The organism is Micromonospora sp. NPDC049799 (assembly GCF_040656655.1).
Taxonomy (GTDB): domain Bacteria; phylum Actinomycetota; class Actinomycetes; order Mycobacteriales; family Micromonosporaceae; genus Micromonospora.
The window spans coordinates 1-3,297 of sequence record NZ_JBFAMU010000529.1 but is presented as its reverse complement, the minus strand read 5'-3'; the positions used below and the strand labels follow the sequence as shown (position 1 = coordinate 3,297).

Sequence of the window (3,297 nt, the reverse complement as noted above, 5' to 3'; positions counted from 1 at the left end):
GCGCCGCGCCTGCCGGTCACCGACGACCCGGCGGGTCCACCCCGCTTCGTCCGCCGGACCTTCCGGCTCGCCGCCGACGAGTGGGACGCGCTGCGGTCGCAGGTCGCCCGGCGCCGTCTGACCCCGACCGCCGTGCTGCTGGCGGCGTACGCCGACACGCTGCGGCAGTGGTCCGGCGACGACCGGTTCAGCCTGATGCTGACCCTGTTCGACCGGCCTGACGACCTCCCCGGCGCGCACGCGGTCGTCGGCGACTTCACCTCACTCGTCGTGCACGAGGTCACACCGGCCGGGAGCGCGTCGTTCGCCGAGCAGGCCACCGCGGTTCAGCGGCGACTCTTCGCCGACCTGGACCACCGCCAGTTCTCCGGGCTGGACGTGCTGGCCGAGGTGTCCGCCCGCACCGGGGAGGTCGCGGCGGTGCCGGTGGTCTTCACCAGCGCCCTCGGCATGGCCGAGCTGATCGGCGAGGACCACGACCTGCAGTGGGCCGGCCGGCAGGTGTACGGGGTCAGCCAGACCCCGCAGACCCTGCTCGACCACCAGGCACTGGAGCAGGACGGAGAGCTGTGGTTGCAGTGGGACGCCCTTGAGCCGGTCCTCGACCCGGCCCAGGTCCAGGAGGCGTTCGACGCCTACGTGGACCGGGTGCGCCGGCTCGCGAGGGAACCGGCCTGCTGGGAGTCCGACCGGCCCTCGGCCACTGCCAGCGTCCCGGCCCGGCGACCGGCCGTGCCGCACCCGCTGCCCGACGTCGCCCTGCCGGTACGCGCCGGAAGCGGTCCGCTGACCCTCTACCTGGTGCACCCCTCCGGCGGGGACGTGCTCTGCTACACCGAGCTGTCCCGGCTGATCGACGAGCGGATCAGCGTGGTCGCGCTGACCGATCCGGCGCTGGTCGGCGCACCCGCGCCGGGCACCGTCGCCGAGCTGGCCGCCACGTATCTGGCGGTGCTGCGCGGGCGGCAGCCGGACGGCCCGCTGTTGCTCGGTGGCTGGTCGATGGGAGGCACCGTCGCCCAGGAGATGGCCCGGCAGGCACACGCCCAGGGGCGACCGGTACCGCTGCTGGCGATGATCGACTCGAACGACCCGACGTACATCCGCCACCTGGCGGCCACCTCGTCGTCCGGCGCCCAGGTGGAGCTGATCGTCCGGCAGTTCGGCGCGCTCGAGGCGTACCTCGGGGTGGACCTCGGAGGGGCGGACCCGGACCTTCGGGCCCGGCTGGCCGCCACGACCGAGACCGAGCGGCTCGCCGAGGCCGAACGGCGGCTGCGCCGGGCGCGGCTGCTGGGTCGCGGCGAGTCGCTGCGCGACCGGCTGGCGGTGCTCGACCGGCACCTGTGCGCCCTGGCCGACCACCGGGCAGAGCAACTGTCCGCCACCGACACCACCACCCTGCTGGTGCGGGCCACCCGCACCGCACCGCGCAACTCCGGCATCGGCATGGGCGTCGACGACACCCCACCGGGCGTGCCGGACCTCGGCTGGCGGGCGCACCTCGCCCGGCCGCCGCACACCGTCGACGTGGACGCGCACCACTACTCGGTGCTGCGCCCACCCGCGGTATCGGCGGTCGCCGCCGCGCTCGACCACCACCTCCGCACCGTTCTTCCCGCACAGTGACGACCCACTCCACGAAGGTGACCATGACCATGCCACTGCGGCGCCGTGCTCTCGGCGCCCTGACCGTGCTCGCCCTGCTTGTCACCGCCGGCTGCGCCGACGACGACGCGCCCGAGACGGCCACCGCCGCCGACACCCTGCGCTACGTGTCGGTCGGCTCGCCCGCGACCGCCGGCAACGACCCGCACGGCGGCCTGGCCAACGAGGCCGACGCCGTACGCTTCGCCCTCACCTACGACGTCCTCACCGGCCAGGGCCCGGACGGTCGCACCCAACCTCGGCTGGCCGAGTCGTGGCAGGCCGACCCGACCCAGAGGAAGTGGCGGTTCACCCTGCGCCGGGACGCCACCTTCACCGACGGCAGACCGGTCCGCGCCGCCGACGTGCTGTGGTCGCTGCGCCGCATCGAACGCAAGGCCGCCGAGAACTACGGCCGGCTCGCCAGCTTCGACCTCGCCGCCTCCCGGGTTGTTGACGAGCACACCGTCGAGATCGTCAGCCGGCAGCCCTTCGCCGAGGTGCCCCGGGCCCTGGAGTCGATGACGTTCATCGTGCCGGAGAACGCCGACGACTTCACCCGTCCCGTTCCCGGGTCGGGGCCGTTCCGGCTGGTCAGCAGCGACGCGCAGACCGCCGTGCTGGAGCGCCACGACAGCTGGTGGGGCACCGCGCCGCCGCTGCGGCGCATCGAGGTCCGGGCCGTCGCCGACCCGCAGGCCCGCGCCCAGGCCGTCCTCTCCGGGCAGGCCGACGTAGCCGCCAGCGTCGCACCGGCGGCGGCGAAGCAGGCCGAGGGGCGCGACGACGTGAGCGTGCTGCGCCGCCCCGCGGTGACCATGTACCCGTTCGTCATGCGCACCGACCGCAAGCCGTTCGACGACCCCCGGGTCCGCGAGGCGGTCAAGCTCGCCGCCGACCGGCCGGCCCTGGTCGAGGCGGCGTTCCTCGGCTACGGCCAGGCCGGCGACGACATCCTCGCCCCGGCCGACCCGTCCGCCCCCACCGGCCTCACCCCGCGCGGCCGGGACGTGGCGCGGGCCAGGCAACTGCTCGCCGAGGCCGGGCACGCCAAGGGCCTGACCGTCACGCTGCACACCACCACCTCGTACCCGGGCATGGACACCGCCGCCACGCTCTTCGCCCGCCAGCTCGCCGACATCGGGGTGACCGCGCGGGTGAAGCTCAACCCGCCCGACACGTACTTCACCACCGTCTGGGCCAAGCAGGACTTCTACACCGGCTACTTCGGTGGGATCCCGTTCTTCGACGTGGCGCGGGTGTCCCTGCTTTCCACCTCGCCGACCAACGAGACCGCCTGGAAGAAGCCCGGTTTCGACGCCGCCCTGGCCGCCGCGCTCGCCGAGCCGGACGAGGCGAAGCGCAACACCGCCCTCGGTGACCTCCAGCGACAGGTCCGCGACGAGGGCGGGTACGTGGTGTGGGGCACCGGAGAGGGCCTCGACCTGACCCGCGTGGGGGTGCAGGGGCTGCCGACCGGCCCCGGTTTCGCCCGGCTCTTCATCGAACAGGCGCGGCTGACCCGATGACGCCGTGGGCGCTGCTGCGGGCGCCACTGCTGCTGGTCGGGGTCTCGGTGGTGGTGTTCGCCGCCACCGAGGCCCTGCCCGGCGACGCCGTCGCCGCCCGGACCGCCGGTCGCGCCGACGC

Annotated in this window: 2 protein-coding genes and 1 pseudogene; all 3 read left to right on the top strand. The window is 74.6% G+C overall.

The window, feature by feature from the left end:
• Positions 1-1,629 (top strand): thioesterase domain-containing protein (locus tag AB0I76_RS25770; protein ID WP_357040460.1); only part of this gene is annotated, 1,629 nt, incomplete at its 5' end.
• Between the two features lie 23 nt (positions 1,630-1,652).
• Complete coding sequence (locus AB0I76_RS25765; protein WP_357040457.1) at positions 1,653-3,176, top strand: ABC transporter substrate-binding protein; 1,524 nt, start codon at positions 1,653-1,655, stop codon at positions 3,174-3,176.
• Positions 3,173-3,297: pseudogene (locus AB0I76_RS25760) on the top strand (ABC transporter permease); the annotation flags it as partial. The gene AB0I76_RS25765 and the pseudogene AB0I76_RS25760, both read left to right, overlap by 4 nt.